This window comes from Streptacidiphilus sp. PAMC 29251 (genome assembly GCF_054208735.2).
Genome location: NZ_CM135725.2, coordinates 9454389 through 9479238 on the forward strand (window position 1 = coordinate 9454389; position 24850 = coordinate 9479238).

Annotated in this window: 25 protein-coding genes and 1 pseudogene; 16 read left to right on the forward strand and 10 right to left on the reverse strand. The window is 71.3% G+C overall.

All coding sequences use genetic code 11. The features are described from left to right. The first annotated feature begins 32 nt into the window (after positions 1-32). Both ACXKR8_RS45150 and ACXKR8_RS45155 read left to right on the forward strand, forming a co-directional pair. Complete coding sequence (locus ACXKR8_RS45150) at positions 33-1067, forward strand: cobalamin B12-binding domain-containing protein (RefSeq protein ID WP_458275245.1); 1035 nt, start codon at positions 33-35, stop codon at positions 1065-1067. Further along, positions 1064-1438, forward strand: a complete 375-nt coding sequence (locus ACXKR8_RS45155) for an STAS domain-containing protein (protein WP_458270339.1) — start codon at positions 1064-1066, stop codon at positions 1436-1438. The genes ACXKR8_RS45150 and ACXKR8_RS45155 overlap by 4 nt, the downstream gene beginning before the upstream one ends. 5 nt (positions 1439-1443) lie before the next feature. Here the strand turns inward: ACXKR8_RS45155 and ACXKR8_RS45160 are convergent, their stop codons facing one another. Next, entirely contained in the window at positions 1444-2004 is a 561-nt protein-coding gene (locus ACXKR8_RS45160) for an isochorismatase family protein (protein ID WP_458270340.1), read from the reverse strand. A gap of 134 nt (positions 2005-2138) precedes the next feature. Between ACXKR8_RS45160 and ACXKR8_RS45165 the strand changes: the two genes are divergently transcribed. Beyond that, positions 2139-2873: a sugar phosphate isomerase/epimerase family protein gene (locus ACXKR8_RS45165; protein ID WP_458270341.1), complete on the forward strand. Its 735-nt coding sequence runs from the start codon at positions 2139-2141 to the stop codon at positions 2871-2873. Beyond that, positions 2870-3970 carry a Gfo/Idh/MocA family protein gene (locus ACXKR8_RS45170; RefSeq protein WP_458270342.1) on the forward strand — a complete coding sequence of 367 codons (1101 nt, stop codon included), beginning with the start codon at positions 2870-2872 and terminating at the stop codon, positions 3968-3970. The genes ACXKR8_RS45165 and ACXKR8_RS45170 overlap by 4 nt, the downstream gene beginning before the upstream one ends. 66 nt (positions 3971-4036) lie before the next feature. On the opposite strand, the gene ACXKR8_RS45175 is transcribed toward ACXKR8_RS45170, so the two are convergent. After that, positions 4037-4366, reverse strand: coding sequence for a helix-turn-helix transcriptional regulator (locus ACXKR8_RS45175; protein WP_462100730.1), 330 nt, complete (start codon positions 4364-4366; stop codon positions 4037-4039). A 132-nt stretch (positions 4367-4498) separates the two neighbouring features. Continuing rightward, a pseudogene (locus tag ACXKR8_RS45180) lies at positions 4499-5079 on the reverse strand (cupin domain-containing protein); the annotation flags it as partial. 6 nt (positions 5080-5085) lie between these two features. On the opposite strand from ACXKR8_RS45180, the gene ACXKR8_RS45185 reads away from it, so the two are divergent. From ACXKR8_RS45185 to ACXKR8_RS45200, 4 genes are all read left to right on the forward strand, one after another. Then, the gene (locus ACXKR8_RS45185) at positions 5086-5934 is read left to right on the forward strand and encodes an NmrA family NAD(P)-binding protein (RefSeq protein ID WP_458270344.1); all 849 of its coding nucleotides are present in this window, start codon (positions 5086-5088) and stop codon (positions 5932-5934) included. Continuing rightward, on the forward strand, positions 5931-6197 hold the full coding sequence (locus tag ACXKR8_RS45190; protein ID WP_458270345.1) for a hypothetical protein: 267 nt from the start codon (positions 5931-5933) through the stop codon (positions 6195-6197). The genes ACXKR8_RS45185 and ACXKR8_RS45190 overlap by 4 nt, the downstream gene beginning before the upstream one ends. Positions 6198-6341: 144 nt before the next feature. Beyond that, entirely contained in the window at positions 6342-7664 is a 1323-nt protein-coding gene (locus tag ACXKR8_RS45195; RefSeq protein ID WP_458270346.1) for an IS4 family transposase, read from the forward strand. 46 nt (positions 7665-7710) lie between these two features. After that, positions 7711-7884, forward strand: coding sequence for a nuclear transport factor 2 family protein (locus tag ACXKR8_RS45200; protein WP_458270347.1), 174 nt, complete (start codon positions 7711-7713; stop codon positions 7882-7884). A gap of 23 nt (positions 7885-7907) precedes the next feature. On the opposite strand, the gene ACXKR8_RS45205 is transcribed toward ACXKR8_RS45200, so the two are convergent. Continuing rightward, positions 7908-8516, reverse strand: a complete 609-nt coding sequence (locus ACXKR8_RS45205) for a TetR/AcrR family transcriptional regulator (RefSeq protein ID WP_458270348.1) — start codon at positions 8514-8516, stop codon at positions 7908-7910. 154 nt (positions 8517-8670) lie between these two features. On the opposite strand from ACXKR8_RS45205, the gene ACXKR8_RS45210 reads away from it, so the two are divergent. From ACXKR8_RS45210 to ACXKR8_RS45225, 4 genes are all read left to right on the forward strand, one after another. After that, positions 8671-9567 (forward strand): alpha/beta fold hydrolase, encoded by an 897-nt coding sequence (locus ACXKR8_RS45210; protein ID WP_458270349.1) that lies wholly within the window; start codon positions 8671-8673, stop codon positions 9565-9567. Positions 9568-9750: 183 nt separating this feature from the next. Beyond that, positions 9751-11091, forward strand: a complete 1341-nt coding sequence (locus ACXKR8_RS45215; protein WP_458270350.1) for an alpha/beta hydrolase — start codon at positions 9751-9753, stop codon at positions 11089-11091. Further along, positions 11088-13712, forward strand: coding sequence for a bifunctional lysylphosphatidylglycerol flippase/synthetase MprF (locus ACXKR8_RS45220; protein WP_458270351.1), 2625 nt, complete (start codon positions 11088-11090; stop codon positions 13710-13712). The genes ACXKR8_RS45215 and ACXKR8_RS45220 overlap by 4 nt, the downstream gene beginning before the upstream one ends. Before the next feature lie 43 nt (positions 13713-13755). After that, positions 13756-14097 carry an iron chaperone gene (locus ACXKR8_RS45225; protein ID WP_458270352.1) on the forward strand — a complete coding sequence of 114 codons (342 nt, stop codon included), beginning with the start codon at positions 13756-13758 and terminating at the stop codon, positions 14095-14097. Between the two features lie 24 nt (positions 14098-14121). Here ACXKR8_RS45225 and glgX read toward each other — a convergent pair whose 3' ends face one another. From glgX to ACXKR8_RS45250, 5 genes are all read right to left on the reverse strand, one after another. After that, positions 14122-16233, reverse strand: coding sequence for a glycogen debranching protein GlgX (gene glgX / locus ACXKR8_RS45230; RefSeq protein ID WP_458275246.1), 2112 nt, complete (start codon positions 16231-16233; stop codon positions 14122-14124). Between the two features lie 112 nt (positions 16234-16345). Further along, positions 16346-16459, reverse strand: a complete 114-nt coding sequence (locus ACXKR8_RS45235; RefSeq protein WP_458270353.1) for a 1-acyl-sn-glycerol-3-phosphate acyltransferase — start codon at positions 16457-16459, stop codon at positions 16346-16348. Between the two features lie 98 nt (positions 16460-16557). Then, entirely contained in the window at positions 16558-16752 is a 195-nt protein-coding gene (locus tag ACXKR8_RS45240) for a hypothetical protein (protein WP_458270354.1), read from the reverse strand. An 11-nt stretch (positions 16753-16763) separates the two neighbouring features. Beyond that, positions 16764-17069, reverse strand: coding sequence for a hypothetical protein (locus ACXKR8_RS45245; RefSeq protein WP_458270355.1), 306 nt, complete (start codon positions 17067-17069; stop codon positions 16764-16766). Positions 17070-17142: 73 nt separating this feature from the next. Further along, positions 17143-17934, reverse strand: coding sequence for a TioE family transcriptional regulator (locus tag ACXKR8_RS45250; protein WP_458270356.1), 792 nt, complete (start codon positions 17932-17934; stop codon positions 17143-17145). Positions 17935-17992: 58 nt separating this feature from the next. Here ACXKR8_RS45250 and ACXKR8_RS45255 point away from each other — a divergent pair, with 58 nt between their 5' ends. The 4 genes from ACXKR8_RS45255 to ACXKR8_RS45270 all read left to right on the forward strand — a co-directional run bounded on the left by ACXKR8_RS45255 (position 17993) and on the right by ACXKR8_RS45270 (position 21602). After that, positions 17993-19201: an erythromycin esterase family protein gene (locus ACXKR8_RS45255; protein WP_458270357.1), complete on the forward strand. Its 1209-nt coding sequence runs from the start codon at positions 17993-17995 to the stop codon at positions 19199-19201. An 87-nt stretch (positions 19202-19288) separates the two neighbouring features. Beyond that, the gene (locus tag ACXKR8_RS45260) at positions 19289-20410 is read left to right on the forward strand and encodes an IS630 family transposase (RefSeq protein ID WP_458270358.1); all 1122 of its coding nucleotides are present in this window, start codon (positions 19289-19291) and stop codon (positions 20408-20410) included. A gap of 152 nt (positions 20411-20562) precedes the next feature. After that, positions 20563-20916 (forward strand): VOC family protein, encoded by a 354-nt coding sequence (locus ACXKR8_RS45265; RefSeq protein WP_458270359.1) that lies wholly within the window; start codon positions 20563-20565, stop codon positions 20914-20916. Positions 20917-20951: 35 nt separating this feature from the next. Beyond that, complete coding sequence (locus ACXKR8_RS45270; RefSeq protein WP_458270360.1) at positions 20952-21602, forward strand: class I SAM-dependent methyltransferase; 651 nt, start codon at positions 20952-20954, stop codon at positions 21600-21602. Positions 21603-21853: 251 nt separating this feature from the next. On the opposite strand, the gene ACXKR8_RS45275 is transcribed toward ACXKR8_RS45270, so the two are convergent. Continuing rightward, on the reverse strand, positions 21854-24475 hold the full coding sequence (locus ACXKR8_RS45275; RefSeq protein WP_458270361.1) for a choice-of-anchor D domain-containing protein: 2622 nt from the start codon (positions 24473-24475) through the stop codon (positions 21854-21856). Between the last annotated feature and the right edge of the window lie 375 nt (positions 24476-24850).

Below are 24850 nucleotides of genomic sequence, written 5' to 3' on the forward strand. Positions count from 1 at the left end.
GGCGCGAGGAGTTCTTCGCCGCACTCGCCGACATGGACGAATACCTGGCCACTGACGTGGTCCACCGTGCCCTGGAAGCGGGGGTGACGCCGCAACAGGTCCTGCTGCGGGTGATCGCCCCGGCCCAGGCCAGGGTCGGTGCGGAATGGGCCGCCGGGCGCTTCACGGTGGCCCGCGAGCACGCCGCCACCGCCATCAGCGACCGTGCCGTCGCCGTGGTGTCGCGGCACCGCGCGGCCCGGGTGCCCGGCAGCCGCGGCCGGGTCACCGTGGCCTGCGTGGACGGCGAGTGGCACGCGCTGCCGGCCCGGCTGGTCGCCGAGACGCTGAAACTGCGTGGCTGGCAGGTGGACTTCCTCGGCGCCCATGTGCCCACCCCGCACCTGATCGCCCATCTGCACGCCACCGGCCCCGACGCGGTCGCGCTGTCCTGCTCCCTGGCCACCCGGCTGCCCGCCGCCCACGCCACCATCAGCGCCTGCCAGGCGGCCGGCGTCCCGGTGCTGGTCGGCGGCGCGGCCTTCGGCGCCGACGGCCGCTACGCGCGGCTGCTGGGTGCCGACGCCTGGGCGCCGGACGCCGAGAGCGCCGTGGCGCGGCTGGAGCAGCAGCCGGGGGTGGCGCTGAGCTACCCCGAGCTGGGCGACCCCTTCCGCACCCTGCCGCACCTGGTCGACCAGGAGTACACCCTGCTGAGCCGCAGCCGGCGGCGACTCGTCGAGCAGGCCATGGCCGGGCTGCAGGAACGGCTGCCGGCCATGAGCGGCTACACCGAGCGGCAGCGCGAGCACACCCGCGAGGACCTCGGCCACCTGGTCGACTTCCTGATCGCCGCGCTGTATGTCGACCGGGCGCAGGTCCTGGCCGACTTCCTCGCCTGGACCTCGGACATCCTGGAGGCCCGCAACGTCCCCGCCCGCTCGCTGCTGACCGCGCTGGACGCCGTCGCCGCCCAGCTGCACGACTTCCCCCGCACCCTGGCCATCATCGACACCGGCCGATCCGCGGTGACCACCGCCACCGCCACCAGGACTCCGCACAGCCGTACGACCGAGGACAACGGATGAACACCATTGAACCGCTGACGATCACCCTCCAGCAGAGCGCCCCCGGACGCCTCGTCCTGGCCCTCAGCGGTCCGTGCGACTTCGAGACCGTCGAGGACCTGCGCCAGGCCGCCGACGAGGCCCTGGCCGCGGTGCCCACGCCGGACTGCCTGACGCTGGACTTCAGCGGGGTGGAGGCCTGCGACTCCTCGGGGCTGTCCGCGCTGATCTGGATCAGGCGCTGCACCGTGACCGACGGGGTGCGGCTGCACCTGGTCGGCTTCGACGAGCATCTGCACCGGATCCTGCGGATCACCGGGTTGGACGTCTACCTCGCCGACGCCCTCGACGCCCCTTGCCAGGACCACGCCGAGGACGCCGTCCCGTCATAGCCGTCTCAGCGGGTGGGGCTGAAGTCGACGTCCCGGGTGGTGACCGTCCCCGCCGTCCGGCCCGGGGCGGCCTGGCCGCTCCAGTACAGGTTGGTGTGGGCGATCACCAGATCCGGCGTCGGCGCGCCCCAGGCGCTCTGGTCCTCCGTGGTGTGGGCGTCGCTGACCAGGGTCGCGTCGTACCCCCGGGCGAACGCGCCGTGCAGGGTCGAGCGGACGCACTGGTCGGTCTGGGCGCCGACGACGATGAGCCGTCCGACGCCGAGGCCCGACAGCACGGTCTCCAGGGTGGTGTCCTCGAAGGAGTCGCCGTAGTTCTTCTCGACCAGCGGCTCGGCGTTCCCCGGAGTCAGCTCGGGGACGATTTGCCAGGCGTCGCTCTTCCTGGCGAGACCGTCGTCGGAGTGCTGGACCCAGACCACGGGCACCTGCTCCCGCCGCGCCTTCTCGACCAGGCCGGCGATGTTCGCGACCACGGCGTCGCGCTGGTGGGCCCCCGCGACGACGTCGTTCTGCACGTCGATGACGAGGAGCGCGGTGCCTGGTCGGTTCTGAAGAGTAGTCATGCGGACCACCGTAGACCTGCCCGCTGACAAGGGCTCACAAGGAAAGAGAGCGCTCTCTGGTTAAGATTCTGACCGAGTGGTAGAAATGTTGCGGGCGGGTCACCGCTTCCCGCCAACCCCCTTGGAGGCAACGGATGAGCCAGATTTCTGTGCAGCTGTACTCGGTCCGGGAGGCGTTCGCGGCGGACCCCGCCGACACCCTCGCCCGGCTGGCCGGCATCGGCTTCACCCAGGTCGAGCCGTACGGGGTGGTGGAGAACCTGGCGGCGCTGCGCACCGGTCTTGTGGCCAACGGCCTGAGCGCGCCCACCGCGCACGCGAGCCTCCTCGGCGCCGACCAGGCCGCGGTGTTCGCCGCGGCGGCCGAGCTCGGCATCGGCGTGGTCATCGAACCCCTGGTCGACGCCACGCACTGGCAGGTCGCGGCGGACATCACCGCCACCGCGACCGCGCTCAACGACGCCGCGAAGGTTGCGGCCGAGTACGGCGTGACGGTCGGCTACCACAACCACTGGTGGGAGCTGGAGTCGCGGATCGGCGACCGCAGCGCCCTGGAGGTGTTCGCCGAGCAGCTCGACCCCGCGCTGGTGCTGGAGGTCGACAGTTACTGGGCGACCGCCGGTGGCGCGGACGCGCCCGCACTGCTGCGCGGGCTCGGCGACCGGGTCCGGGCGATCCACGTCAAGGACGGCGGCCTGGCCACCGACGCGTCCGCCCAGGTCCCGGCCGGCCAGGGCCGGGTTCCGGTGGCCGAGGTGCTCGCCGCGGCGCCGAACGCGCTCCGGGTGGTCGAGTTCGACCGCTACGACGGCGACATCTTCGCCGGACTGGCCGCCAGCCGGGCCTTCCTGATCGGCGCGGAGCAGTGACCGCCGGGCCGATCCGGGTCGGCGTGATCGGTGCCGGAGTCATCAGCGAGACCTATCTGCAGAACCTCTCCAGCTTCCCCGACGTCCGGGTGGAGATGGTCGCCGACCTCGACACCGAGCGGGCCGCCACCCAGGCAGCCGCGCACGGCGTGGCGCGCTCCGGCACGGTGGCCGAACTGCTGGACGACTCCGGCATCGAACTGGTCGTCAACCTCACCATCCCGGCGGCGCATGTCGAGGTCGATCTCGCCGCGCTGGAGGCGGGCAAGCACGTCTGGACCGAGAAGCCGCTCGCGCTGGACCGCTCCGCCGCTCGCAAACTGCTGGACCGGGCCGGGGAGTTGGGCCTGCGGGTGGCCAGCGCCCCGGACACCGTGCTCGGCGCCGGCCTGCAGACCGCGCGGCGGGCCGTGGACGCGGGCCGGATCGGCGAGCCGCGGACCGCGCTGGCGCTGTTCCAGTCGCCGGGGCCGGAGAGCTGGCATCCGGCGCCCGAGTTCCTGTTCCAGGAGGGCGGCGGCCCGCTGCTGGACATGGGCCCGTACTACCTGACCCAGCTGGTCAACTCGCTGGGGCCGATCCGCCAGGTCACCGCGACCGGCGGCCGGGCCCGCGACACCCGGGTGATCGGTTCCGGGCCGCGGGCGGGCACCGAGTTCGCGGTCACGGTGGACACCACGGTCACCGCGCTGCTGGAGTTCGCCGGGGGCGGTTCCGCGCAGTTGGTGCTGACCTTCGACTCGGCGCTGCCGCGCACCAGTTTCGAGCTGGCCGGCACCCTCGGCACGGCTGTGCTCCCGGACCCCAACCGGTTCGACGGGTCGACGCTGCTGCATCTGCTCGGTCAGCCGGAGCCCACCGAGCTGGTGCCGGAGGGGCATGCGGCCTCGCGCGGGACGGGCTTGCTGGAGCTGGGCCGGGCGATCCGGTCGGGCGTGCCGGAGCGGGCCTCGGGCGAGCTGGCGTACCACGTGCTGGACGCGATGCAGTCGATCGAGGAGTCGATCGCCGGCGGCGCACCGGTGCAGGTCCAGAGCACGGTGGACGTGCCGCCCGCGCTACCGGTCGACTGGGATCCCTACGCGCGGACGCTGTAGGGCGGGTCCGACCATTTGCGTCGGACAGCCGGTGGCGGCCCTGGCTCGTTGCCCCGTTGTCCGCGGTCACGAGCCAGGGTGCGTGGTGAGCTGTCCCGTTTCTGCGGCTGCTCGTTCCCGCTTGCGCCAGGTTCCGGGCGGATCTCCGTGGTGGCGGCGGAAGGCCGCGGCGAAGGCGAAGGGCGAACCGTAGCCGACGGTATCGGCGATCTGGGCCAGGGTGAGGCCGTCCGCGCGCAGGTGCTCCCGGGCGAGGGTCATCCGCCATTCGGTCAGGTACTGCATGGGAGCCTGCCCGAGCGCGTCTCGGAAGGCCCGCGCGAAGGCGGCCCGGGACAGACTGCTGACCGCGGCGAGTTCGGGGACCGTCCACGGGTGGGCCGCGTTCTCGTGCATGGCCTGCAGCGCGGTGCCCAGCCGCGGGTCCGCCGACGCCCGGTACCAGCGTGGTGCGGTCGCGCTGCGGCGGAACTCGCTGCGGATCGCCAGTACCAGAAGCAGGTCAAGGAGACGGTCCAGCACAATCTGCTGCGCGGGTTCGGTGCGGAGCAGCTCACGTGAAAGCAGGGTGATCACGTCCCGCAGGGGATCGTCGATCGACGCCGCGAGGGTCATGACCGGGGCAGTGCGTCCAGCAGTCCGCTGCCGACCTCGCCGGAGAACTGGTAGGCCCCGCACAGGAACACCGTGGCCTGCGGGTTGTCATCCGGGCCGGCCTGGGCGTGCCGGATCCGGAACTCCTCCGGCTCCAGGCAGTCGGCGCCCGGCTCGTGCCCGATGTAGTGGTTCGGCCCGCCGCGTACCAGCGTGACCGTTCCCGGTGAGAGCTCCACAGCGTTGCCGGGGGTGTCCAGCCACAGGTAACCCCGCCCGCGGACGACCGTGTGGACCGCGAGCTGGATCGAGCCGCCCAGCCGCAGCCCCCACGGCGGCTCGGCGACCGTCCGCGCGAACACCGCGCCGGTGGCGCGTGCCCGCACCAGGTGGTCAGCCAGAAGGTCCATGGCACCAGACTGTTTGGAACGAACGCCGGGGTCAAGGCAGCGAGAGCTTCGGATAGGAAATCGAGCGGAATACGCATGGATTGGCTTGCCCGGCGATCCGATCATCGAGGTATGAGCAACGAAGCATCCACCGCACTCATCCTCGGCGGCACCGGGAGGACCGGCTCACTGTTGGCCGGGAAGCTCGCCGCACGAGGAATGACCACCCGCACCGCGGCGCGCCGCGGAGCCGACGTCCGATTCGACTGGGACGACCCGGCCACCCACGAGGTCGCCCTGGCCGGCGTTGACCGCCTGTACCTGGTGACCCCCGTCCTGCGCGTCAGGTACAGCGACGACGTCGCTCGTTTCCTGGGCCTCGCCGAGGCCGCCGGGGTGCGCCACGTCACCTTCCTGAGCACGCACAACGCCGACCAGGCGCCGGCGGGCATCGACATCGCCGCCGTCGAGGCCGACCTCGCCTCCCGGCGCGCCGTCACGCACTCCGTCCTGCGTCCGGCCTGGGTGATGCAGAACTTCACCGACGACCACCTCCCGGTCATCGACGGGGTCATCACGGCCCCGAGCGGCGGCGGCAAGGAGGCCTTCGTCGACGCGGCGGACATCGCGGCGGTGGCGGCCGAGACGCTGCTGGCCCCGGAAGCCCACGCCGGTGCCACCTACTCGCTGACCGGCCCGCAGGCCCTCACCTTCCGCGAGGCCGCGGACACCATCGCCTCGGTGAGCGGTCGACCCGTCTTCTACAACGACATCGACCAGGAGGCCTGGCTGAGCGGCGCGGTCGCCGCAGGCGTCCCCGCCGAGTACGCGGTGATGCTGCGCTGGCTCACCGGCGCCATCGTCGCCGGCAACGGCTCCACGCCCACCGACGACATCGCGAGGGTCACCGGCCGGCCGGCCACCACCTTCCGCGAGTTCGCCGAACGCAACGCCCGTGCCTGGACCGCGGAGGCGAAATGAGCAGGACCGTCGGCGATGACGCACCCTTCGGGGCCAACAGTCCGTTCTTCCGCATCATCAAGGAGGGGCTGGACGGCCTGGCCGACGGGGAGGACTACTTCGACCTCCTCGCCGAGGACGTGGTCTTCGAGTACGTGATCTCGGTGCCGGGGTATCCCCGGCAGGTCGAGGGGCGGCAAGGGATCATCGACCTCTACAGCGACTACGGCGACTACATGAAGCTGCGCGGCGCGGACAATCTGCGCGTCCACCGGGACCACTAGACCCAACGCCGTGTAGTTAGGCATGAGGCTGGTGTGTCAAGTCGCCTGATGCATGAACGGAGCTCCTGTTAGAACCGTGTCTGCCAAGATCACTGTTCTGCAGGAGCTCCGTTGCGTGCTGATTCTGTCATCCCTTGTGAAGTCGTGGCTGCGGTAGGGCCGTTCGCGCCGGGCCATCTGGGCGAGTTGACTCGGATCGTGCCGTTCGAAATGGTCGATGAGGTACTGGCGGGGACGAGGGCGGTCCAGCGGCGGGTCCGGCTGCTGCCGGCGCGAGTGACCGTGTATCTCCTGCTGGCCGGGGCGTTGTTCGCCGGGCTGGGCTATCAGCAGGTCTTCGACCGGCTGTGCGCGGGCCTGGCGGGCCCGGCGCCGGTCAGGCCGAGCGCCGGCGCATTGCGTCAGGCCCGCCAGCGCCTGGGGGCGGCGCCATTGAAGGCGCTGTTCGATCTGGTACGTGGGCCGGTGGCGACGACAGCGGTCCAGGCCCGCTGGCGCGGGCTGCTGGTGGTGGCGGTCGACGGCACGCTGTTGCCCGTGCCGGACACTCCGGCGAACCTCACGCTGTTCACCAAGCAGCGGTGCAACAACGGCTCCGGAGGCTATCCGCAGGTCCGGCTGGCGGCATTGGTGGCCTGTGGAACCAGGGCGGTGATCGGGGCGGCGTTCGGCCCGGCCACCACCGGCGAGCTGGAGTACGCGGGCCGGCTGGCAGGCGACCTGCATGCCGGGATGCTACTGCTGGGCGACCGGAACTTCGCCGCCACCGATCTGCTGAACCGCTTGGCCGCCAGCGGTGCGCACCTCTTGGTGCGGTGCAAGTCCGCTCGCAGGCTGCCGCCGGTGGCCCGCTGCAGCGACGGCTCGTTCCTGGCCCGGCTCGGCGCGCTGACCGTGCGGGTCATCGACGCCGAGATCAGCATCGTCACCTCCAAAGGCGTCCGCACTGGCCACTACCGGCTGCTGACCACCCTCACCGACCCCTCGACGCACCCGGCCGCCGAACTCATACGGCTCTATCACGAACGCTGGGAGGTCGAGACGACCTACGCGGAGCTGAAATCCACAATCCTCGGCGGACGCGTCCTGCGCGCCCGCACACCGGCCGGGGTCGAGCAGGAGATCTGGGCGCTGCTGGTCGCCTATCAGGTCCTGCGGACCGCCATGACGGACGCGACCGACAGCGTCCCTGGCACCGACCCGGACCGGGCCGGCTTCACCGTCGCCCTGTCTGCCGCCCGCGACCAGCTCGTCCTGGCCGCGGGCACCACAACCGAGACCGTGATCGACCTGGTCGGAGCCATCGGCCGCCATGTGCTGGCTCATCTACTGCCCGCACGGCGGGTCCGCACCAAAGACCGGATCGTCAAACGAGCGATCTCCAAGTACAACGCACGCGGACCCGTCATCGACCGAGCCACCTACAAAGCCACGATCAGCGTCACCATGCTCACAAGCGACCCTTGACACGGCCCCGGCCGCCCTAACTACACGGCGTTGCCACTAGACCTCGGTGGTCGTCCTGGAATACGAGGTGCACGGCACGTCGGTCCAGACCGGCCGACCGTACGACAACCGCTTCGTCTCCGTGGTGACCGTCAAGGACCGCAAGGTGACGCACTGGCGCGACTACCTGGATCCCATCGCCGTGTTCGACGCAGCGGGATGGCCGCAGGGCCACCGCTGACAGCCTGCGCAGCAGGTCCTTCGTCAGCCCTCCGGCAGGCCCTGGTCCAGCGGGACGGTGAGCAGGTTCTGCAGGTAGAACCGCAGGGAGCCGACCAGGTCCACCGCCTCGCGGTCGGACAGCCACTGGACCTGCAGCCCGTCCATCAGCGCGACCAGGGTCAGGCCGGCCCACCCCGGATCGACGCCCTCGCGCAGCTCGCCGCGGGCGGCCAGCTCGGTGAAGGAGTCGACCGCGTAGCGGCGGACGATCCGGTAGTGCTGCTCGAAGTAGTCGTGGGCGGGATGGTCCGCGGCGACGGCCTCGGCGGCCAGCCTGGAGTACAGGTCGACGATGCCGGGATGGCGCATGTTGTGGGCGGCGAGCGCCACCAGGTGGCGCAGGGCTTCGAGCCCGGGCGGCTCGGAGAGGCGCTCGCGCTCGGTGTCCTCCGCGTCGCGCCGTTCCAGCACCGCGGCGAGCAGCGCCTCCTTGGTGGGGAAGTAGTAGAGCAGGCCGGCGTGGGTGATGCCGACCCGCCGGGCGATCTCCCGCAGGGACGAACCGTGGTATCCCGCCTCGGCGTACACCGCGACGGTGGCCGTGATGATGTCCTCCCGGCGGATCCGCCCCTTCGGATAGCTCCCGGTCACCAATTCCCTGAACCCTCAGCAGCAGCCACGCCCCCAGTATGCCGCTCGGACCCGTCCGGCCCTCCCCGCGGACGCCCGCGCCGGGGGTCCGGTATCTGCCGGGCTCCCTTGGATAGAGTCAGGCCTCCTGCCCGATCGAGGAGTTGGTGTGACGGTGGCTGAGGAAAAGGTGTGGAACATCGGTCCGGCCGGCATCGAGGTGGCCTATCAGCGCTTCGGTGACCGCCAGGCGCCGCCGGTGCTGCTGATCATGGGGATCGGCACCCAGCTGCTCGGCTGGCCGGAGGGGTTCTGCGCGGAGCTGACGGCGCGCGGCCTGCAGGTGATCCGGTTCGACAACCGCGACAGCGGGCTGTCGTCGCACTTCCCTGACGCCCCGGTGCCCGATCTGCCGGCGGCGCTCGCCGGCGACCTGTCCTCGGCCTCCTACACCCTGTCCGATATGGCGGCCGACGCGGTCGGCCTGCTGGACGCGCTGGGGTTGGACAGCGCCCACCTGGTCGGCGCCTCGATGGGGGGTGCGATCGCGCAGACCGTGGCGATCGAACACCCGGCCCGGGTCCGGTCGCTGACGTCGATGATGTCCACCACCGGTGACCTCGCCGTGGGCCAGTCCAAGCCCGGGGCGCTGGCGGCGCTGGTGGGGACGCCGCCGACGAACCGTCAGGAGGTGATCGAGCAGATGCTCAGGGTGGTCCGGGCCCTCGGTTCGCCGGGCTTCCCGATCGACGAGGACGCGGTCGCCGACCGGGCCGGACGCTCCTACGACCGGGCCTACGACCCGCTCGGCATCGCCCGGCAGGCGGTGGCGTCGCTGGCCTCGGGGGACCGGACCGAGCTGCTCGGCGCGCTGCGGGTGCCCACCCTGGTGGTCCACGGGGCCGCGGATCTGATGTGCGACCCCAGCGGCGGCCGGGCGACCGCCGCAGCCGTTCCCGGTGCCGGGCTCACCGTGTTCGAGGGCATGGGCCACGACCTGCCCCGCGCGCTGTGGCCCGAGATCGCCGCCCTGATCGCGGACCTGGCCGGGCGGGCACCCGCTCGGCGCTGAGCCCCCGCGCCCCCCGTTCGGTCCCTTCGGCCGTCCCGCTTCCCGGACCCCTCGCAGCCGCGTTGAGCTGCGGCTTCGGGGCGCCGACCGGTCGAGAGCGGTGCTCTCCCCGCGGGTGCCGACGGCCTCCTTGGGGTCGGATGGACGGAGGAGGACGGGCCGGACGCGGCGCAAGGAGGGTGCATGAGTCGATGGGTGGAGGCCGCCGGTCCGCTCGACTGGTCGCTGCTGAGCGGGGCGGTGCCGACCCTGGTCGCCGTGCTCGGCTTCGCCTCGCTGGCGTTCCTGCTGGTGTCCCGGCGCCGCGCCTGGTGGCTCCGCTGGGCCCCGCTGGCGCTGCTGCTCGCGGCTCTGCTCACCTGGCTGCTCGGGGTGGTGGTGGACGACTGGTGGCAGCCGTTCCCGGACGGGCTGCCCCGGAACACCCTGGTCTGGATCGGGGTCGGCATCCTGGCCCTGGTCCTGGCGCTGGTCAGGATGCCCTGGCTGCGTGCCCGGGGACGGGTCGGCGCCGCGGTCGCGGTGCTGCTGGTGGTCGCCCTGGCCGGTTCGAAGATCAACCAGCAGTACCAGGAGTACCCGACCCTGCGGGCCGCCCCCGGCCCCTGGCAGGTCAAACCGGGCGCGCTCACCGCCGACGACAGGAGTAAGAAGCCGACCGTGCCCGTTCCGGCCGGGAAGACCATCGCCGACGTCTGGGTCCCGCCCGCGGGCATGCCCGCGAAGGGCACGGTCTCCTCCGTCGCGATCCCCGGCGTGGTGTCGCACTTCGCCGCCCGCGACGGCTACGTCTACCTGCCGCCCGCGTACCTGACCAGCCCGCGTCCGCTGCTGCCGGTGCTGGTGCTGCTGCCCGGGCAGCCGGGGGACACCGACGCCTGGATCAACTCGGGCCAGCTGGCCCCCACCATGGACGCCTACGCCGCCGCCCACAAGGGCCTGGCGCCGGTGATCGTGATGGCTGATCCGCTCGGGTCCACCTTCGCCAACACCCTCTGCATGGACTCGCGGATCGCCCAGGTGCAGACCTATCTCGCCCGCGACGTCCCCGACTGGATCAGCGCGCACCTGCAGGTCGCGACCGGGCGTACCGCCCGTACCATCGGCGGCCTCTCCTTCGGCGGCACCTGCTCGCTGCAACTGGCCGTGAACGCGCCGCAGGTCTACGGCTCCTTCCTGGACCTCTCCGGCCAGGACGAGCCCACGCTGGGCAGCCGCAGCAAGACCGTCGACGCCGCGTTCGGCGGTGACGCCGCCGCCTTCGCCAAGGTGAACCCGCTCGACGTACTGGCCCGCAAGTCCTTCCCCGACACCGCCGCCGCCCTGGTCGCCGGGAGCACCGACCACACCTTCACCCCGCAGCAGCGGCGGGTGCAGGCCGCCTGCGTCAAGGCCGGTATGCCGACCAACTTCCTGCTGCTGCCCGGCGGGCACGGCTTCGCGGTGTGGCGGGCCGGCCTCGTCGCCCAACTGCCCTGGCTGGCCCAGCACACCGGCCTCAGCTCAGGAACGGGGAAACCATGAGCACAGCACCCGACAGCGGGACCACCGCCACCACCACCGCCCACGCCTCCGGCGAGCAGCCGCCCAGCTCCTCCGCCCCCGAGACCAGGCTGCAACGCTGGCAGGCGGTGGCGGTCGCGCAACTCGGCCGGCTGCGGCAGGCGCCGCTGACGCTGGGCCTGGTCGCGGTGCTGTGGATCACCGCCCTGGCCTCGGGCAGCCTGCTGCACGGGCCGAGCGACAGCCTGCTCAAGGCGATCGGCGCGGGCACCCCGAGCTTCACCCGCGGCCGGGTGTGGACCCTGCTCAGCTACGGGCTGTGGTGCTCCAGTCTCTGGGCCTACCTGGGCAGCACGCTGCTGGCCGTGCTGCTGCTGGTGCTCGCCGAGCGCAGGCTCGGCACCCCGCGCACCGCCCTGCTGCTGATCCTGGGTCAGGTCGGCGGCGCGGCGCTGGGCATCGCCGGGATCGAGCTGGGCGCCGCCGCGGGCGACATCTGGCTGCAGGACACCGTCGGCATGCTCGCGGTCGGCCCCAGTGCCGGCATCGTCGCGGTCGGCCTGGCCCTGAGCGCTGACCTCGGCACCCTGTGGCGGCGCAGGCTGCGGCTGGTGCTGATCGGGGGAGTGCTGCTGTTCGGCTTCTACGCCGGGGACACCGAGGACATCCTGCGGATGGGCGCCGCGCTGCTCGGCCTGGTGGCCGGGGTGCTGCTGATCCGCCGGGTGCCGGGACGACTGCGGCTGGCCAGTTCGCACGCCGAGACCAGGGTGCTGGTGGCCCTGTTCGCGGCCACCGCCGCGCTGGGTCCCGCGGTCACCTGGATCACCGACTCCCAGTCGGGTCCGCTGGCCATCTACCGCGACCTGTTCATCGGCAATCCCCCCGAGCCCGACGAGATCGCCCGGGCCTGCGCCGGGGCCGCGGCCAACGCCGACCAGTGCCGCGAACTGCACGCCAACCATCTGCTGGCCGACAGCCCCTCGGTGCTGATCCTGCTGGTCCCGGCCCTGATCCTGGTGGCGGTGGCGATCGGGCTCTGGCGCGGACGACGGATGGCCTGGTGGGCGGCGCTGGTCTTCGAGGCAGCCCTGGCCGTGGTGACCTTCCGCTACACCCAGATCGCGCTCCAGGGCTTCCACGACGACCCCACCACGGACTCCTCGGTCACCACCGCGCTCTATGTCTACTCAGGACTGCTGCTGCTGATCCCGGTCGCGGTGATCGTGGTGCTGGTGCTGACCCGGCGCCACTTCGACCTGCGGGCCCCGCGCTGGACCGGCTGGAAGCTGCTCGGCATCACCGCGCTGACCTTCGTCGTGGTCGGCGCGGCCTACATCAAGTTCGGCTACGACGTCCGTGCGGACTTCGTGCTGCCGCCCAGCTTCTCCGACCTGGTGGCGGACTACCCCAAGCGGCTGGTCCCGCCGACCTACCTGGCCCTGCTGGGCGGCGGCAGTTCGGCCAACTTCTACCCGGTCGGCGGCGTCGCCAAGGCCCTGTTCGAGCTCGCCGGGCCGGTGTTCTGGCTGGTCACCCTGGGCGGCCTGCTGCTCACCTTCCGCCGGGCCGAGACCCGGCGGCCGGACGAGGGCGCGGCCGCCGCCGAGGCGCTGCTGCTGCGCGAGGGCGGCTCGCCGCTGTCCTACATGACCACCTGGTCCGGGAACCGCTACTGGATCAGCGCGGACGGCCGGGCCGCCGTCGCCTACCGGGTGGTCGGCTCCATCGCGCTCACCCTCGGCGACCCCTACGGCGTGGAGGAGGCGCGGGGTCCGGCGGTGGCCGAGTTCAGCGCCTTCTGCGACCGCCAGGGCTGGAGCCCCTGCTTCTACAGCATCACCGCCGACGCCAAGGAGGCCACCGACGCGCTCGGCTGGAGCGCGGTCCAGGTCGCCGAGGACACCATGCTGTCGCTGCCGGAGCTCGCCTTCACCGGCAAGAAGTGGCAGGACGTGCGGACCGCGCTGAACAAGGCGGGCAAGGCCGGGATCACCGCGCAGTGGTTCACCTTCCCCACCGCGCCGCTGTACGTCCAGGAGCAGATCCGGGCGCTGTCCGAGGAATGGGTCGCCGACAAGGGCCTGCCGGAGATGGGCTTCACCCTGGGCGGCCTGGACGAACTCGACGACCCCCGGGTGCGCTGCCTGGTCGCGCTGGACGGCGAGGGCCGGCTGCACGGCGTCACCAGCTGGCTGCCCAGCTACCGCGACGGCGAGCCGATCGGCTGGACCCTGGACTTCATGCGCCGCAGCGCCGAGGGCTTCCGCGGGGTGATGGAGTTCCTGATCGCCTCGGCCGCGCTCGGCTTCAAGGACGAGGGCGCGGAGTTCCTCAGCCTGTCCGGCGCCCCGCTGGCCCGGATCGAACGCGGGGAGCAGGCCGTCCCGCTGCAACGGGTGCTGGACGTGGCGGGCCGGGTGCTGGAGCCGGTGTACGGGTTCCGCTCGCTGCTGGCCTTCAAGGCCAAGTTCCAGCCCGCGTACCACCCGCTCTACATGGCCTACCCCGACCCGGCGGCGCTCGGCTCGATCGGCAGCGCCATCGGCCGGGCCTATCTGCCGCACACCTCCCCGGCCCAGATGCTGCGGTTCAGCCGAGGACTCAGCGGCAGCCACCGCCAGTCGGCCGGGCCCGGCTGACGAGGCCGGCCCGCGCTGACCGCTCCGGGCTGACAATGGAGGCATGGACCAGGACGTGCAGGACTACATCGACGGCATCGCCGCCGGGCACCGACCGCTGTTCGACCGGCTGCACCGGTTGATCCTGGAGGCCCACCCCGAGGCGACCGTGGCCCTCTCCTACCGGATCCCCACCTACCGGGTGGGCCGCCGCCGGCTCCATGTCGGCGTCTGGCAGCACGGAGTCTCCCTCTACGGCTGGCAGCAGGGGGGTGACGCAGGATTCACCCTGCGCCACCCCGAGTTGCTCTCCGGCAGGTCGACCATCCGCCTGCGTGTTTCTACTGCCGCCGCCATCCCCGACGAGGAGTTGCGCGACCTGGTGCGGGCCGCCCTGAGCGCCTGACCGGGGCTCAGCGGCGGATCGCGGTCAGCGGCGGATCAGGACCAGGGTGCTCCGGGCCTCGATCCGTACCGTGCTCTCGGCGTCCAGTTCCGCGGCCCCGTCCGGTCCGAGCGGTCCGAGCGGGTTGTCGGTGTCGACGGCGACGGCCCAGGTCCGGCCGTACTCCTTGCCGGGGAGGCGGAAGTCGATCGCCTCGTGGTGGCCGTTGAACATGATCAGGAAGGAGTCGTCGGTGACCCGGTCCCCCCGCTGGTCGGGTTCGGTGATGGCGTCGCCGTTGAGGAAGACCGCGACCGCTCGGGCCTCCTCCCAGTGCCAGTGGCTGTCCTGCATCTGATCGCCGTCGGGCAGGAACCAGGCCAGGTCCGCTATTTCCTGGCCGTCGATGTCGCCTTGGAAGAAGCGGCGGCGGCGCAGCACCGGGTGGGCCTGGCGCAGTTGGACCAGGCCGCGGGTGAAGTCCAGCAGCTCCCGCTGCGACTGGTCGAGGTCCCAGTCCACCCAGGCCAGTTCGTTGTCCTGGCAGTAGACGTTGTTGTTGCCCTGCTGGGTCCGGCCGAGTTCGTCGCCGTGGGCGATCATCGGAACGCCCTGGGAGAGCAGCAGCGTGGTGAGCAGGTTGCGCTGCTGACGGGCGCGCAGCGCGAGGACCTCCTGGTCGTCGGTGTCTCCTTCGGCACCGCAGTTCCAGGAGCTGTTGTTGCTCTCGCCGTCGTTGCCGTCCTCGCCGTTGGCGTCGTTGTGCTTGTCGTTGTAGGAGACCAGGTCGCGCAGGGTGAAGCCGTCGTGGGCGGTGACGAAGTTGATGCTGGCCAGCGGGCGCCGGCGGTCGTGCTTGTAGAGGTCGGCGGAGCCGGTGATCCTGGAGGCGAACTCGGGCAGGGTGGCCTCGGCGCCGCGCCAGAAGTCGCGGACGGTGTCCCGGTAGCGGCCGTTCCACTCGGTCCACAGCGGCGGGAACATACCGACCTGGTAGCCGCCGTCGCCGATGTCCCAGGGTTCGGCGATCAGTTTGACCTGGCTGATCACCGGGTCCTGCTGGACCAGGTCGAAGAACGCGGAGAGCTTGTCGACCTCGTGGAACTGCCGGGCCAGCGTGGCCGCGAGGTCGAACCGGAAGCCGTCCACGTGCATCTCGGTGACCCAGTAGCGCAGCGAGTCCATGATCAGCTGGAGTACGTGCGGATGCCGCATCAGCAGGCTGTTGCCGGTGCCGGTGGTGTCGAAGTAGTGGGCCGGATCGTCGTTCACCAGGCGGTAGTAGGCGTCGTTGTCGATGCCGCGGAAGGAGAGGGTGGGGCCCTGCTCATTGCCCTCGGCGGTGTGGTTGTAGACCACGTCGAGGATGACCTCGATCCCGGCCGCGTGCAGGTTCTTGACCATCTGCTTGAACTCGGTCACCTGCCCGCCGCGGGAACCGGAGGAGGAGTAGCCGTTGTGCGGGGCGAAGAACCCGATGGTGTTGTAGCCCCAGTAGTTCGACAGCCCCCGCTCCGTCAGATGGCCGTCCTGGACGAACTGGTGCACCGGCATCAGCTCGATGGCGGTGACTCCCAGCGCGGTGAGGTGCTCGATGATCGCGGGGTGGCCGATGCCGGCGTAGCTGCCGCGGATCTCCTCGGGCAGTCCGGGGTGGGTCCGGGTCAGGCCGCGGACGTGCGCCTCGTAGATCACCGAGTGGTGGTAGGCGAGGTCGGGCGCGCGGTCGTCGCCCCAGTCGAAGGTGTTGTCGGTGACCACGGACAGCATGGTGTGGCCCAGGCTGTCCGCGAGGTTCGGCTCCTCGGGCTGGTCGAAGAGGTAGCCGAAGAGGGACGGGTCGTCGTCCGGCTGTCCGTCGATCGCTTTGGCGTAGGGGTCGAGCAGCAGTTTGGAGGGGTTGCAGCGGTGGCCCTGGTCGGGCTGGTAGGGCCCGTGCACCCGGAAGCCGTAGCGCTGGCCCGGGTGCACCCCCTCCAGATAGGCGTGCCAGACGTAGCCGTCGACCTCGGTGAGGGTGACGCACTCCTGGGAGCCGTCGTCGGCGATCAGTGCCAGCTCCACGCGATCGGCGACCTCGGAGAACAGGGAGAAGTTGGTGCCGGAGCCGTCGTAGGTGGCGCCCAGCGGGTAGGAGCGACCAGGCCGCATCGTCATCATGCGGTGCGGCTGCCCCCGCCCGCCGCCTCCACACTCGCGCGCAGCAGCGCCGTCGTCCGCCGCCGGATTTCGGCGGTGACGGCGTCGCGCGAATCCGTGCGGTCGACGCTCAGCGCGGGCCCGCGCCGCAGAAGAGGAAGTCCAGAAAGCTGACATGGTTCGAGGCCAGGATCCCGGGGCCGTTCCGTGGCACGTGCTCGCTGCCGACGATGTCCCAGCGCACGCCGGACAGCTTGAACAGCGCCTGCGCCGCTGCCAGGACGGGCGGACTCTTGTTCGGAGCCTGCCGCCTGCCGGTTTGGTCCCGGGGGATGTCTGGGCTCAGCCGGCGATGGCGGCTATGGCGCTGGTCACGAGGGCGAGGCCGAACAGGACGCCGAGCAGAATGAGCAGGTGTGCGGCAGGTTTGCTGACGGCGTCGAGGAAGCCTTCGGAGCGGGTGGGCAGCGCGCCCCGCAGACCCACCGTCAGGGAGCAGGTCGCCAGGAACACCCCTCCGCCGAGGGAGGCGAACACCAGGGCGAGTGCTACTGCCGCCTCGACAGGGCTGGTCGAGTCGAGCGAGTGTTGTCGTCCGGGCCGGTCATCTCGACGTGGCAGGTCCTGGCGGTGAACTGCCCTGGTGTCCCGGCCTGGCCCAGACTGGTCCGGAAACCCTGGACACCGACATAGCAGAACGCGAACAAGAAGACGGCTGCCGCCAGCAGGGCCAGCGCTTTCAGCAGGGCCGCTGTGACGCGCAGCAGCGCGCGGGCCCTGCGGCGGCCGGCTCCCCGTCCTGTCGTCCCGTTCCGCCGGGCCGCCCTGTCGCGTAACGCCTGTCGATCCTGCATCCGCCAGCCCCCTCGACCACGTCGCCTGCCCCCCAGCATGACGGTGTCGACCCCGGGGGGAAGTGCGTTCGCCTCAGGGAGTCCATGTGAGAGCGTGGTCACAGTCTTCGCTCCCGGCGGCAGTCCTTTCGCGGAGGTACGCGTCCAGCTCGGCGGCGCCGGTCAGCATCGCCCGCCCGCGGGCGGACAGCCGGCCGTGCCAGTCGCCCAGCGCGGCCGCCAGCGGCTCCAGCCCGCCTGCCGCCCGCACCTGGGCGATCAACGGGGCGATCTGCTCCAGCAGGTAGCCGCCCCGCCTGAGCTGGTGGGCCAGCCGGGCGTCCCGTACGTCGGCCTCGTCATAGACGCGATACCCGGTCCGCGGGTCGCGGCGGGGCCGCACCAGCCCGGCACGCTCCCAGGCACGCAGCGTCGCGGGGCGGATCCCGAGCCTGCCTGCCAGCGGGCCGACGAACATGCCGCCGGGCCCGGGACCCGCATCGGGCTCGGGTGTTGCGGGCTCGGGCGTTGCCGTGGGCCCCAGGTCGCGGAGGGCGTTCTCCACGGCCTGGAGGGTCCGCCGGTCGTCGAGGAGCTGGGCGTGGCTCTCGTCGATGAGGCGGAACGCCTCCTCGGCCACGCCCCGGTTCACGGCCTGCATGATCGCCGTCGCCGCCCGGTGGCCGTGGCCGGGCAGCAGGGCGAGAAACGCGCGCAGGGCCCGCGCGTGCAGCGAGGTGTAGACGCGGTAGCCGTGGGGTGTGCGACCGGCGGCCGGAAGGACGCCGGCCTCCTCGTAGTTCCGGACCGCCTGTGTGGACAGCCCGTGCCCGCGCGCCAGATCAACCGGCCTGAGCCGATCACCACTTTGAAGGTTTTGCCCCATGCGGCCGCCAATATCGTGCAAAAGTTTCAACCGAAGGTTCAACGATACCGTTGAGGCCATGGCTACTGACATCAAGGACGCCGCCCATGCCGTCGACGCTGCCGCCGTGATGGGGCTGCTCACCGGCAGGCCGCGGCTGCTCGCCCTGGGCGAGCCCACCCATGGCGAGGACGCGCTGCTGGAGCTGCGCAACGAGCTCTTCCGACAACTCGTCGAGCAGGAGGGCTACTTGACCATCGCGATCGAGAGCGACTGCCTGCGGGGCCTGGTCGTGGACGACTACGTCACCTCGGGCACGGACACGGTCACTCTCGACCAGGCAATGGAGCAGGGATTCAGCCACGGCTGGGGTGCCTCCGCGGCCAACCGCGCGCTCGTGCGCTGGATGCGCGCCCACAACGACGGCCGGCCCGCGGCCGAGCGGCTGCGCTTCGCCGGTTTCGACGGCCCGCTGGAGACCACCGGCGCCGCGAGCCCCCGGCAGGCCCTCACCGAACTCCACGGCCACCTCGTGCCCTGGGTGGACGCCGGTCTGCTGCCCTGCACCTCGGAAACGCTGGACCGCCTGCTCGGCGCCGACGACCGGTGGACCGATCCCGCCGCGATGACGGACCCGTCCCGGTCCGTGGGGCAGTCGGCCGAAGCGGGGGAGTTGCGACTGCTCGCCGACGATATGGTGGCGCTGCTGGACGCGCAGACCCCGCACCTGGTCGCGGCGACCTCGCCGGACCACCTGGGCCGGGCCCGCCTGTACGGACGCACCGCGACCGGCCTGCTGCGCTACCACCACTGGATGGCCGACAGCTCGCCGGCCCGGCTGACCCGGCTGGTGGGCCTGCGGGACCAGATGATGGCCCACAACCTGCTCGCCGTCGCCGCAAGGGGCCCGGCACTCGTCCACGCCCACAACGCCCATCTCCAGCGGGAGCGGAGCTCGATGCGGATGGGCGGGGAGCGGTTGGAGTGGTGGAGCGCCGGTGCGCTGGTGAGCGCCCAACTGGGCGCGGACTACGCCTTCGTGGCCACGGCCCTCGGCACGATCCGGCACCGGGGAGTGCACACGCCGCCGCCGGACACCCTCGAAGGGCTCCTCTACGCCCTCCCGGAGGACCGCTGCGTCCTCGACGCCCGCCGCCTGGCCACCGCCCTCGGCGGTGCGCTGCCCGCACCCCGGGTGTCCCCCTGGTTCGGCTACGCCCCACTCGACCCGGCCCACCTGGCCGACAGCGACGGCCTGGTGTTCGTCAGCGACGTCCCGCAGAGCTAGTGCGTTGACCGGGTGACTTCGCCGGGTCGGTGGGGTGTGGGACGGTGGACTGTTCAGTCTGATCCGTTCCGGCTTCGCGGAGGCGTGGTGGCAGAGCCAGTCAGGGTCCGTCGGTTATCCGACCAGGAGGGTCAGAAGCTGCAGCAGATCGTGCGACGCGGCACCATGAACACGGTGCGCTACCGCCGGGCGATGATGCTGCTGGCCTCGGCCGGAGGGAACCGGGTCCCGGTGATCGCCCAGCTCGTGGCGGCCGACGAGGACACCGTGCGCGACGTCATCCACCGGTTCAACGAGATCGGCCTGGCCGCACTGGACCCTCAGTGGGCGGGAGGCCGTCCCCGCCAGCTCAGCCCTGACGACGAGGACTTCGTCGTCCAGACGGCCACCACCCGACCGGCCCGACTGGGTCAGCCCTTCACCCGCTGGTCCCTGCGCAAATTAGCCGCCTACCTCCCCACCGTCCCGGGCCGGACCATCGGCCTGGGACGCGAGGGCCTGCGAGGCCTGCTGGCCAGACGCGGCGTCACCTTCCAGCGCACCAGCACCTGGAAGGAATCCACCGACCCCCACTACGACACCAAGCTCGACCGCATCGAGCACCTCCTGGAGCACGCACCGCAGCGCGTCTTCGCGTTCGACGAGTTCGGACCCCTCGGCATCCGCCCCACCGCCGGAGCCAGCTGGTCACCGGCCGGCCACCCCGACCGACTGCCGGCCACCTACCACCGCACCCACGGGGTGACCTACTTCCACGGCTGCTACTCGGTGGGCCACGACACCCTGTGGGGCGTCAACCGCCGCCGCAAGAGCGCCGCGAACTCCCTGGCCGCACTCAAGTCGATCCGCGCCGCGCAGCCCGACGGCGCACCGATCTACGTGATCATGGACAATCTGTCCGCCCACAAGGGCGCCAAGATCCGGGCCTGGGCGAAGAAGCAGCAGGTCGAGCTGTGCTTCACCCCGACCAACGCGTCCTGGGCCGACCCGATCGAGGCCCACTTCGGGCCACTGCGGCAGTTCACCCTGGCCAACTCCCACCACCCGAACCACATCGCCCAGACCCGGGCCCTGCACGCCTACCTGCGCTGGCGCAACACCCACGCCCGCCACCCCGACGTCCTCGCCGCCCAACGCCGCGAACGCGCCCGCATCCGCAGCGAGAAAGGCATCCGCTGGGGCGGACGCCCCCTCCTCACCACCGCATAACCCACAACCCGGCGAAGTCACCCGGTCAACGCACTAGCGGCCCCAGCGCGCAACCGCCCGGCTCGCGTCGTCCGCCGGGCGGTTGCGCGATGGGGCCGACCGCGATGGCGTGGTGCCCACGCGCCCGGGCGCCGTGCTGGCAGGATGGCGGCATGGAACGTGTGCTTGGAATCGGTGGACACTTCATGCGGGCCGCGGATCCGGCGGCCCTGGGCGCCTGGTATCGCGACTGCCTGGGCCTGGACGCGGACGAGCACGGCCTGTGGGGTCAGCAGGCCGGGCCGACGGTGTTCGCGGCGTTCGAGTCCGACACCGACTACTTCGGGTCCGCCGCCCAGCAGACCATGCTCAACTTCCGGGTCCGCGACCTTGACGCGATGCTCGCGCAACTCCGCGCCAAGGGAGCGGACGTGGCTGAGGAGACCCAGGACATGGAGGGCGTCGGTCGCTTCGGCTGGGTCACCGACCCCGAGGGCAACCGGATCGAGCTCTGGCAGCCCGCCTGACCGGGTGGGTGCGAGGCCCCCGGTAGCCTTCGGCCATGACTGATCACTTGGCACTCGCCGGGGACGGCATCGTTCCGGTCAGGGGAACCGCAGGGTATGCCTTGGCGGCGGAAGCGCTGGCCATCCAGTACGAGGACGTCACCTTCGGTGAAGTTCACTGCGACGTGCTGCAGTTGGTTCCTTCCGAGCCTGGCCGCATCCTCGATGTGGGCGCAGGGACCGGGCGCGATGCTGCCGCGTTGGCGGCCCGCGGACACCGCGTCGTGGCTGTCGAGCCCACTGCGGAGCTGCGGGCGCTTGGACAGCGAATCCATGCGGACAGCGCTATCGACTGGGTGGACGCCTCCCTTCCGAACCTGGTGCTGGGCCGACACACGAGCCGGTTCGACGCGGTCTTTGCCACTGCGGTGTGGATGCACCTGGATGCCGGGGAACGTGGAAGCGCGATGGCCAGGATCGCCGCCCTGCTGGTGCCCGGCGGTCGGTTCTTCGTCAATCTGCGCCACGGTCCGGTGCCCGATGGTCGCCATATGTTCGATGTCTCCGCTGCTGAGACGGTCGAACTGGGCGGTGTGCACGGCCTGCAGGCGCTTCACCGGAGCGAACGTCCCGACCTGCACGGCCGCGACAGCGTCCGGTGGAGCTCTCTCGTGCTTCAGGCGGGGGACGCCGGCAGCTCGCTCTAGCCGAGTGGGGAGGTTGCCCCGTCGCGTGTCAGGGCGAACAGGCCCGGTTCGGTACCTTAAACGAGGTGATCTCACGCAGTCACCTCCCCACGGCGCCAGCCCCGCGACCTGCTGGAGGCGGCGAGGCCACACGTTCAGGCGATGACAGAACGGATCCAACCTCTCATTCCGCCCTCTGGCAGCAGGTCAGGCATCAAGTCCTGACCTGCTGCACAAGGTTTCACCGTGGCGCGAAGTCGAGGTGCTTCGCTTCAGCTCGTCCCGGTGGCCGTGAACGTCAACGTCTGCGGGCTGCCCCCAGCCAGATACGTGACGGTGAACGTCGACCGGTACGTCCCCGGTGCACCCCCGTTGAACGCCACCGAGACCGTGCAGCTCGCCCCGACCGCAACCGTGGCGTTCAGGCAGCTGCCACCGGTGATCGGGAGGTCCGAGGGGTCCGTACCGGTGACGGTGAGGTTCGCCAGCGGCGCCGACCCGTCGTTGGTCACCACGAAGTCGACGGGCGCCGACGTGGTGCCTTGGGGCTGTTGGGGGAAAGTGTAGGCAGCCGGGGTGACGGCGACGTCGACCCCGGTACCGTGCAGCGCCAGTCTCCGGCCGCCGCCGGGATCGGCGGAGACGTTCAGCGTCGCGGTGCGGTCGCCGGTCGCGCCCGGCATGAAGTGGACCTTGACCTGACACGTCTGGCCCGGGGCCAACTGCGTACAGCCGCTGGAGTCGACCGTGAAGTCGGACGCGTTCGGGCCGGTCACCGAGGCGCTGATCGGTCCGGAGGCGATCCGGACGCCGGCGTTGCGCACCGTGACGGTCTGGTCAGCGCCGCTGGAACCGGTCAGGACCTGACCGAAGTCGGTCGGCGCGGCCACCGCCAGGGACGCGGTGAACACACCCGGGGTTCCCTGCAGGGCCACGTCCGGGCAGACCCCGGCGACGTCCGTTGGGCAGGCCGCCAGGATTGCGCTGTGGCCGGATCCGTCACCGGGGGCGTCGTACTCGACGGTCACGGTGCAGGAGGCCCCTCGCGGGATCGATGCCGGGCAGGTGTTGGTGACGACCCGGAAAACGGAGGAGATGTTGGTGCCGTCCGTGGACTCCAGCAACAGGTCGTACGAGACCGTCGCCTTCACACCGGTGTTGGTGAGAGTGAAGTCGTGGAAGTCGGCGACGCCTCCCGCCGGGTCGCTGTAGACGTAGGACGACTGCGTCCACGTCAGCTCCGGCGGCAGGATGGTCAGGGCCTGCAGCGTTCCGGTGGCAGGTCCGCCCGGCGTCGCGCTCGCCGTCAGGGTGGCGGTCGCCGTGCCCCCGGTCTCGCCGGCGTTGAAGTGGACGACGACGCTGCACCGCGCGCCCGGGGCCAGCGCCGCGCCGCAGTCGGTCGAGTCGATGGCGAATTGCGCGGCGGCGGTGCCGGTCACCGCGACCGAGACCGGCCCGGATGTGAGATGCCCGTTGTTGACCACTGTCAACGTCTTCGCGGCCGTGGACTGGTCGGCCGGCACCGATCCCAGGTCGGTCGTGGCAGGGCTGATCGCCAGCTGGGCCCGGTCGAAGGCGCTGCCGGCCAGGGACGCCTGGAGGGTGGAACCGGCGGTGGCGACCACCAGGGTCGCAAATTTACGGCCGGCGACGCCCGGCGCGAAGCGTACGGTGATGGTGCAGCTCCCCTGGCCGGGCAGGGACGGGCACGTGCTGGCGTCGACCAGGAAGTCACCCGGGTTCGGTCCGGACAGCGAGACGGTCACCGGCCCGGCCGCGCTCTGGCCTTTGTTGATGACGGTGAACGTCACCGGCGCCGAGGGCGCGTCGGTCGGCACCGACCCGAAATCGGCACTGCCCGGGCTGAGCGCCGGGAGCGCCGGCGTCGGACCGGCGCCGGACAGCGCGACGCTCACCGCGCCGACGGGGTTCCCGGACACTGTCATCGTGGCGCGGAAGGAGCCCACTGCCGTCGGCTGGAATTTCACGAACACGACACACTCGGAGTTGGCCGGCAACGGGCTGGAGCAATGCGAGGTGACGGTGAAGAACCGCTGGTCGGGGCCGCTGATCGTCACGGTGATCGGCCCGTTGACGGCGAACTGGTCCCTGTTCTGGACGTCGAAGGGAACCGAAGCCGCCGTGCCCACCGGTACGAAGCCGAAGTCGTAGCTCGCCGGCACGACCGCCACATCCGGCGCCCAGCCGTCGCCGGTCAAGGCCACGGTCACCGAGCCGCCCGGGTTGGCACTCGCGGTCAGGGTCGCCGAACGCGTGCCGAGCGCCTTCGGCGCGAACACCACACTCACGGTGCACTGCCCGCCGACCGGAATCGACGGTCCACAGGTGGTGCCCGCCTGGACGAAGTCCGCGACGTTCGCGCCACCGAAGCCCAGCGACACCGGACCCGTGGCCGCGACACCGTTGTTGACGAAGGTGACGCTCTGCGCGTCCGAGGTCGCCCCCACCCGGGTTCCCCTGAACGACGGTGCCGCACCCGGCACGAGCTTCGCAGTCCCGCCGGTACCCGTCAGCGGCAGCTGCGCCGTCCCGCCGGGCTTGCCCGAGACCGTCAGCACGGCCGAGCGCGCGCCGAGAGCAGCCGGCCGGAAGTTCACCGTGATCGTACATTCCTCGTTGCTGCTGCCGTGGAACTCGTGCAACACCACCCCGTGACAGGTGTCAGCGAAGGCGAAGTCGGGGGCGTTCGCTCCCTGGACCGACACCGACAGCGGACCCGAGTCGGCGCCGCCCACGTTGGCGACCTGGAACGTCTGACCCGCCGATGACCCACCGACCCTGACGGTGCCGAAGTCGAAGGACGGCGAGTACAGAATCTGCAGCTGGGCCGGCGCCGGGCCGGCGGCCGACGCCGGCGACGCACCGACCATGAACCAGGCAACCAGACAGAACACTGACACCAGAGCCGCGACACCGCGCCGCGCCCAACTCCCACCACGCCTGAACGCAGGCACGCGTAACTGCCCGTCCACCATCGGCCCCCCTTGGCCTTGTGTCCCCCATGGCCGCATCAGGCACCGAAGAGGAACCGAACTCAACGCTAACAAGAGTCGCGTTCAGCCACCCTGATACACACGCCCACAAGACCTTTCGCGGCGAGCGGAGAAGGATGAGCAGCACGCGGGATATCGACCCCACAAGAATGCCAGCTACGGAGCGCGCCCGCGCGCGTATTCCGATTCCGCAGCTGCCACCGTAGGCGCCCGTACTCTCGACCTGCATGGACGTGACGGCGATGTCCCTCG

Excerpts from the sequence above, each read along its gene's own strand:
- ACXKR8_RS45245 (WP_458270355.1), bottom strand. The coding sequence starts at position 17,069 with ATGCAGGATCGACAGGCGTTACGCGACAGGGCGGCCCGGCGGAACGGG.
- ACXKR8_RS45265 (WP_458270359.1), top strand. The coding sequence starts at position 20,563 with ATGGAACGTGTGCTTGGAATCGGTGGACACTTCATGCGGGCCGCGGAT.
- ACXKR8_RS45185 (WP_458270344.1), top strand. The coding sequence starts at position 5,086 with ATGAGCAACGAAGCATCCACCGCACTCATCCTCGGCGGCACCGGGAGG.
- ACXKR8_RS45190 (WP_458270345.1), top strand. The coding sequence starts at position 5,931 with ATGAGCAGGACCGTCGGCGATGACGCACCCTTCGGGGCCAACAGTCCG.
- ACXKR8_RS45225 (WP_458270352.1), top strand. The coding sequence starts at position 13,756 with ATGGACCAGGACGTGCAGGACTACATCGACGGCATCGCCGCCGGGCAC.
- ACXKR8_RS45165 (WP_458270341.1), top strand. The coding sequence starts at position 2,139 with ATGAGCCAGATTTCTGTGCAGCTGTACTCGGTCCGGGAGGCGTTCGCG.
- glgX (WP_458275246.1), bottom strand. The coding sequence starts at position 16,233 with ATGACGATGCGGCCTGGTCGCTCCTACCCGCTGGGCGCCACCTACGAC.
- ACXKR8_RS45160 (WP_458270340.1), bottom strand. The coding sequence starts at position 2,004 with ATGACTACTCTTCAGAACCGACCAGGCACCGCGCTCCTCGTCATCGAC.
- ACXKR8_RS45215 (WP_458270350.1), top strand. The coding sequence starts at position 9,751 with ATGAGTCGATGGGTGGAGGCCGCCGGTCCGCTCGACTGGTCGCTGCTG.
- ACXKR8_RS45275 (WP_458270361.1), bottom strand. The coding sequence starts at position 24,475 with ATGGTCGGTGCGTCGCCGGCGTCGGCCGCCGGCCCGGCGCCGGCCCAG.
- ACXKR8_RS45220 (WP_458270351.1), top strand. The coding sequence starts at position 11,088 with ATGAGCACAGCACCCGACAGCGGGACCACCGCCACCACCACCGCCCAC.
- ACXKR8_RS45255 (WP_458270357.1), top strand. The coding sequence starts at position 17,993 with ATGGCTACTGACATCAAGGACGCCGCCCATGCCGTCGACGCTGCCGCC.
- ACXKR8_RS45175 (WP_462100730.1), bottom strand. The coding sequence starts at position 4,366 with ATGCACGAGAACGCGGCCCACCCGTGGACGGTCCCCGAACTCGCCGCG.
- ACXKR8_RS45270 (WP_458270360.1), top strand. The coding sequence starts at position 20,952 with ATGACTGATCACTTGGCACTCGCCGGGGACGGCATCGTTCCGGTCAGG.
- ACXKR8_RS45250 (WP_458270356.1), bottom strand. The coding sequence starts at position 17,934 with ATGGGGCAAAACCTTCAAAGTGGTGATCGGCTCAGGCCGGTTGATCTG.
- ACXKR8_RS45155 (WP_458270339.1), top strand. The coding sequence starts at position 1,064 with ATGAACACCATTGAACCGCTGACGATCACCCTCCAGCAGAGCGCCCCC.
- ACXKR8_RS45150 (WP_458275245.1), top strand. The coding sequence starts at position 33 with ATGGACGAATACCTGGCCACTGACGTGGTCCACCGTGCCCTGGAAGCG.